The sequence below is a fragment of the uncultured Tenacibaculum sp. genome, assembly GCF_947495995.1.
Lineage (GTDB): Bacteria > Bacteroidota > Bacteroidia > Flavobacteriales > Flavobacteriaceae > Polaribacter.
The window spans coordinates 121,527-128,368 of the sequence record NZ_CANMAX010000010.1 but is presented as its reverse complement, the minus strand read 5'-3'; the positions used below and the strand labels follow the sequence as shown (position 1 = coordinate 128,368).

The following is a 6,842-nucleotide window of genomic DNA, read 5'->3' as shown; positions in this document are numbered from 1 at the left end:
ATAATTCCATTGGTTGTTCTTTTGTAGATCTGAATATAAAATGCACATGATTTGGCATAAAACAATAGCAATACAGCACCAAACCTTTGTGTTCTCTACAATACTTTATACTATCTACCAGTACATCGAAATAAATTTGTCTTGTAAATACATCTACCCAATATACTGTAGCAAAAGACACAAAATAAATGCCTGATCCATTATGGAATTTATATTTTCTACTCATAGCTTTACTAAAATATAAAAACTGAACAAAAAAACCATAACATTCTCTGTTATGGTTTTATATATTTAATTAATGTTATTGATCACTCTTACTTGGCACCCGAAAGGATTCGGGCGCTAGCGGTGGCTAGCGAGGGATATTGAAAGTTTTGATGACGATGAAAAAGCTAAAATTTATGACTTAATTGATATGGCTATTAGTTATCATAAAACCAAACAAGCATATTCTTAAAAACAAAAAACCACGCTATCTTAAAATAACGTGGCTTATATATAAAAGTAAAACTCTATTAACTTACTCGTAAACGGCACTCGATAGAATCGAGCGCTAACCAATAATAATACATTCGAGGACTAGCGGGGGGATTATTTCCGTTTTGTCCAAAAGACATAGCAGCAATAAGCATTAAACTAATGCTCAACAATATTTTTCTCATAAGATTAATTGAATTTTAGCAATTTGTAATTAAAATAAATTTGTCCCCTCGAAGCGCGAAACTATATAAATTAATTAAGTTTCTACTATAGAAATTTGATGAAACGTTCTAAATTTTATTTAAATAGACTGAAAAAATGTGTAAATGGTTAATCACAGCATTTAAAGACATAAAACACTGAAAACATTAGATTTAGGTGTTAATTTGCATTTTTTTATACTGTAAGAATTAGTCTTTTATAGCTTTAGTTTTAATGTATATACCTAACATAAAAAGCTGCAACATTTTATAAAATGTTGCAGCTTCTGTTTGATTATTATTGTTATTGTGTGGTTCTTAAAACTAATAAAATATGAGAAAACAAGTATCTTTCTAATTATTATTTCATTTGCGTAGCTGTTATTGAAATTTGACGGATTCCTGTACAAGGTGCTTGTGATAAGTAAACACCTATATTGTATGTTTCAATGGTAAAAATAGTAAACTATTTTACTTACACAGTAAAGCTACTAACCTTTAACATTGTAGTTTTGTGAGATTCCGTAAATACTAGAATTTTATTCTCTTTATCTTGTTTATGGTAAGAACATCAACTTCTTCTTATATCTAGTTGTTCTATACAATTAGAAATTACTCTGTACCTTAAAAACAAAAAACCACAACACTTATAAAAATGTTGTGGCTATTATATTTAATTATTGTTTTTACTTACTCTTGCTTGGCACCCGAAAGGATTCGGGCGCTAGCGGGGGGCACATAATTATGTTTTGCAGCATAAGCTAAAATCTTTTGCTTTAATGTGGTACTTATATCGTGTTTATCTTGAATCGCCTTAGAAACCGTTGCAATAGACACATTAAACTCTTTGGCTATATCTTTTAATGTTAATCGTTTACTCATAAAGTAATACTCCTAATAATAGTTTAGGAATATACAAAAAGTGTGATTTTCTTACTTATTAAACTGGATAAAAATCTACACAAATAAAAAACCACAACATTTATTTAAAATGTTGTGGTTATTATATTAATCATTTATTTTGCCTTACTTGTCATAATTTAAAAAACTAGTAGAAACAAAGGATTTATTTTTACTTCGATGTTTAATTTAACTTATTATCCCACTTTACTGGTAATGCACCTTTCTCAAATATCATAAAAAGATCACCTTCACTAGTTAAAATACAAGATAAGTAATTGTTATGATTACCATCAACCTCATAAAAATATGTATTACTAATATCAGGATAATCTTTATTCTTGAAGTAATCTTCAAGTCTATTAAAAAAAATATAATGAGATGATGGAATACTTTTTTCTATTTCTTTATACAACAAAAATTTTGGATTATTATTTAAAAAAAATGAAATATTTTTTTCATCTAACTTTAAATGAATCAACACTTCATATACCCTTGATTCACAAAAAATAAAATCATATTTTTTTGGCAAAATAATTGCTTTTTTTAGATCATCAATTCTACACTTTTCGTTATTATTCTTTTTACATGAAACATTAATAGTTAAGAATAAAACATTTAAAAAAATTATTAAATTTTTCATATTATTTAAAAATAAATTTTAAAATTTTCATTTGCCATTCAGCTATATTTGCTTTTTCATCTTTAAAATTTTTATTATTCCACCAATCAACCTGTTTTTTATTTTTACTAGATTGTTGAACAGGTATAGCTTCACTAAAAACCTCAAAACCATCTCCTATTAAATATGTTCTCCCTATTTTAGCCATAAATTCAGATGACTCACTTCTTACTCCATCCTTCTTTTTATCAAAATCCCATATATCATAAAACTGCATAGTTCCTTCAAAGCTCCAGTTTTTTCCATCATCATCTTTGGTTAAATCTCCTTCAAATATAATTGTAAATCGTCCCAATGTTCCAGGAGATCTTGTTTGCCCCAACACTGATTGTTTTATAGCTTTAGTTTCTCCTGGTTTTAGAGAGTTCAATTTATCTAAAAACCTTGAGGCTTCTTTCCTTCTTGTTTTTGCATTTGATCCTGCAAATACTGAAACTGGATAGGGGTTTATTTGTTCCATTTGAGATTCGGATAATTTTACAGACTGCCTATTACCATGTGCATAATGACTTATTAATCTCTTTGCCACATCATTATCAATTCTACTCATTACCAAATCTGCTCTTGCAGTTCTTTTATCTGGCGCACTATAAACAGTTCCGTACATACCCGTAGGCATTCTTATAGGCTCATGATTTATTATATCTGGTAAATTTATTGGTTCACCTTCTAACCCTTCAATCTCGATTTTCCACACAGGATTATTATGAGCGAATTGATATGTAGAAATAGACATGTATTCACTTGATACTGGATCAACACCAAAAAATCTACCTAGAGATGGATCAGCATTTCTATACCTAAAAGTTATCCAGTTTAAATCTAATTCTTCTTGTCTTTCTTGACCTAGATAATCCCATTTTTGGGCAAATGAGTTACCGTGAGGCTGTACCATATCATTATACCCTTTATGTTTCAAACCAAATGGATAATAATTAGATTCTTCTACAATTTCATTTTGGGTAATGTTACCATCGTTATTATTGTCGGTATATGATAAACGAACATTTCCTAAATGATCTTTGTATTGGTATACATAATCCATCTCAACTCCGCTCGATGTGACATCTGCTTTTACATATCCTTCTGCATGGTTGAAGAATTGTAAATTATTTGCTTCATAAACATAATTACCAGCATAACTAGTAAAGCTTTCTTCTCCTGTAGTTTCATTAACAGTTTGCTTATAAAGTTTCATACCTGAAGCATCATATTTATAACTTATACTACTATCATCTTCAAAACTAACTACTACTGGTAAATTTAAATGATTATAAGATATATTGGTTATACCTTTATTTGCATCGGTAATCATATTACCATTGGCATCGTAAGTATAATCATCTCCTGAGGTATTACCATCTTTAAAACCAAAGGCTTTATTTCCATTATCCGCTACTTTGGTAAGCTTATTTCCTTGATAAGAGTACACTAATCTATCCATATTATAGTCTAGTTCAGTGCCTTGATGTCCGTGTCGGTGTAGTTTTTGAATATTTCCATTTTTATCATAGGTAACCCCAAAAAGATCATAAAATGGCGTTGTAACTCCTATAGCATTTGTAATTCTATTTAATGCATCATAAGAGTAATTATAAGTTTTTTTACTATTATCTACATTGGTAGTTTGCCAACTAGTCTGAGAAATATTACCATTATATAAACGCTTACTTAACTCCACATCACTATCGTTATACTTGATTCTAAAGTTAAACAAATCATTGTCATTATGCACATCTTCATTGATATTTGTTAACCATCCTCGAACATTGTACTTGTAATCAACTTTTTGTAACCCTTTACTGTTATCTACAATCTTAAAATCTTTGATTTTTGCACCTTGTTGCCCTAAGCTAATATCTCCAAGTAAACTACTGCTTGACGTTGTTTGTGACACATAAAAAGTGATATCATTCCTCTTGTAGTAAACCTTATTTCCAATACGCTCTACTTTAAATATGTCATCTGTAGTATAGTTTCCAAAATACCCTTTGTGTGATCTTGATTCATAAACTGAAACTAAACCATTACTTCTAAGATAAATAGCATATTCTATAGAAACATAGCTAGCATCAATGTTTGATGAAGACAATCCAATCATTTGATTTTTATTAGTAGTACCTGCAGTAAATGCTACATATCCATCTCCTGAAATAGTTCCTTGTGTAGCCAAACCATGAGTCCAACCAGTAGCTCCTGTTTTTGTAATCGTATTGTTACTTATCGAAATACCACTAGTGACATCTTTATATCCATCTTTGGTCCCGTTTCCTACTAATTTACTTTCTAACTGACCTAAATCATCGTAATTGTTCTTTACAATTCGTTCTGAGATTTGATCATTTATTTGTTGTGTTTGACTTACCAAACGATCCATATGATCATACTCATATCGATCTACAGTAACAATATCACTCTTTCCTGTTTTTTTGTGAGTAGTTTTTGTTTCTAAAACTTTACCCGTAAAATCATCTAACTTACTCTCAACAATGTCTATTGTATTTAAATAGTCATTCTTTGAATATACATAAATAGGACGAGCTTTTTCATCGTAATAACTTACTGTTGTGATCCAATCGTTAGTAGATAAAACTCGTACTTTAGTCACTGTAGCTAATCCTTTGGTTCTTGTTGTAGAAGTTTGACCATAACTCGTGGTTACTGTAGCTGATAAACCACTTGGTAAATCTACATAAGTGTCATAGTAGTTTACTGTGTAAACTTCTGTCACCGTCGTCGGAATAGCTTTACTTGTATAATAAACAGTAGTTCCTCCTAAAGCTCTAGCTGAATTTTGTCTGTCTTCCCATTGAGCATTTGCTGTTGAACTTGCAGCATTTTGATATGTTGTTCTACTACTTGAATTCATTTGATATCCCGTATAAACTACTCTACCTAGTTTATCATACTTTGTAAATAACCATTTTTTCTGAGCATCTAAAACAGCATCCTGAGTAACAACAGGATTATCTAATCTATTGTATACTATAGACTCCCAACCTTTACCTGGTATTTTCTTTTCAACCAAACGATTTCTATTATCGTATTTGTATTGATAACATAATTCACTTAAAACCGTACTTGATGGCTTAGCTACTGTTCCTTCTGCCTTTGGTGGTAATACATAAGTTAAATTACCAAAATCATCGTAGACATAATATGTATCGTGTCGTTGATTATTATTGTATGTACGTTTTAAAACTACTTGTCCTTGTTTGTTCTTAAACTCTTCGGTAGTATGATCTAAACCTGAAGTCCAGTTTTCATCCTTGGTAATCGTCTTACTTAATTCTCCTAATTTATAATATCCATTATTATTGCTACTCGCGGTATTTAATTGTAATGTTGGAGTATATAGATTGTCAGAAAAAAAAGTCGTTATATAATATTTACGAACTTCATTTCCTAGATTGGCTTGGTAATCGAATCGAATTTCATGATTATTACCTAATTTCCAATCTGTTCCCGGTGCTGCTTGTTGCATTACTCGGTTTAATGGTGAATTTTCAAATCCTTTTTCTGAATATGCATTGATATCTCCTGGTAAACTTACTCCTGCAAAATCTTTAGCATATTTTTTGCCATAGTATGATTGAGTGGCTAATTCAACATTGCCCGTACGAAGGTTTGCGTTGTTTGATCCATTCGTAAATGGTAAATACTCTTTGGTTTGTCTTCCTAAATTATCGTAGCTAACATGAGTAACAATATCGTTTATCTGCTCTTCTCCTACTAAAGTAGTTGGACGATTCTTTAAAGCATCTAAGGGTAACTCACTACCATCTAACTCTTGAAATAATGGACTCCAAAAATATTGACGAACACTGGTGTTTGTTGAATAGTACAGATAATTTCTTAGCCTTGTAGTTTGAACGCCTGAATGCCATTTAAATTCATTTCCTTCTAATATCTTATTTCCATTAACATCATATACACCACTTGTGCCTGTACCTCTTGAACTTGTATAAGAATGAGGATGTATTACTCCTACTAATAAATACCATGTATCTAATTGAGGTAAAAATCCTTGCCAAAAATATGGATTACCATTAGTTGTACCATCTAAGTTACGAACATTCTGTGTCCCATGATAAATTGTACCATTATGACTTCCTATACGTTTTACCCAAACACTATAACGATAACTTTTCGTATTATCAATCTTAAAATAATCAGTATTCCATCCTCCATCTGGACCACTCGCTGCATCTGGAATACACTCCCATAATAAGTCTGTATCTCCAAAAGGTGTCGTCCCTGAAACGATTCTACTTTCTGAATCGGTACCGTTTTTATTGAAAAAATCAGTAGAACCTGTGTTTCCTGATGTCCAATCTAACGGAATTACATTAGAAGAAACTGTATTTCCTCCTGCTTCTAATCCAATACTCTGCTTTAATCGGCCTAAGCCATCAAAGTATTGAATGGTAGTCATAACCTTATTTTTGTCATGACCTGTAATCGGTGTGGTTCTCGCTTCTTTATAAGCTTTTGTAACCACATAGTTCTCATTCGTATTCTGTGAGAATACGATAACAGGAACTAGTAATAATATATAGAATATCTTTTTCATTGCATCT

4 protein-coding genes and 1 pseudogene are annotated in these 6,842 nt (G+C 30.8%); all 5 read right to left on the bottom strand.

Features of this window, described 5'->3' with window-relative positions; genetic code table 11:
- Positions 1-226, bottom strand: a pseudogene (locus tag Q1A15_RS18980) (transposase); the annotation flags it as partial.
- A 289-nt stretch (positions 227-515) separates the two neighbouring features.
- Entirely contained in the window at positions 516-662 is a 147-nt protein-coding gene (locus tag Q1A15_RS18975) for a hypothetical protein (protein ID WP_299627686.1), read from the bottom strand.
- A gap of 708 nt (positions 663-1,370) precedes the next feature.
- Positions 1,371-1,562: a LacI family DNA-binding transcriptional regulator gene (locus Q1A15_RS18970; RefSeq protein ID WP_299627684.1), complete on the bottom strand. Its 192-nt coding sequence runs from the start codon at positions 1,560-1,562 to the stop codon at positions 1,371-1,373.
- Positions 1,563-1,764: 202 nt separating this feature from the next.
- A complete protein-coding gene (locus Q1A15_RS18965) occupies positions 1,765-2,223 on the bottom strand; it encodes a hypothetical protein (RefSeq protein WP_299627682.1) in 459 nt (152 codons plus the stop codon).
- A gap of 1 nt (position 2,224) precedes the next feature.
- Positions 2,225-6,835: a DUF6443 domain-containing protein gene (locus Q1A15_RS18960; RefSeq protein ID WP_299627680.1), complete on the bottom strand. Its 4,611-nt coding sequence runs from the start codon at positions 6,833-6,835 to the stop codon at positions 2,225-2,227.
- Positions 6,836-6,842 lie beyond the last annotated feature (7 nt).

Bases quoted from the DNA above. Each gene is read 5' to 3' on its own strand.
- Q1A15_RS18975 (WP_299627686.1), bottom strand. From the start codon at position 662: ATGAGAAAAATATTGTTGAGCATTAGTTTAATGCTTATTGCTGCTATG.
- Q1A15_RS18970 (WP_299627684.1), bottom strand. From the start codon at position 1,562: ATGAGTAAACGATTAACATTAAAAGATATAGCCAAAGAGTTTAATGTG.
- Q1A15_RS18965 (WP_299627682.1), bottom strand. From the start codon at position 2,223: ATGAAAAATTTAATAATTTTTTTAAATGTTTTATTCTTAACTATTAAT.
- Q1A15_RS18960 (WP_299627680.1), bottom strand. From the start codon at position 6,835: ATGAAAAAGATATTCTATATATTATTACTAGTTCCTGTTATCGTATTC.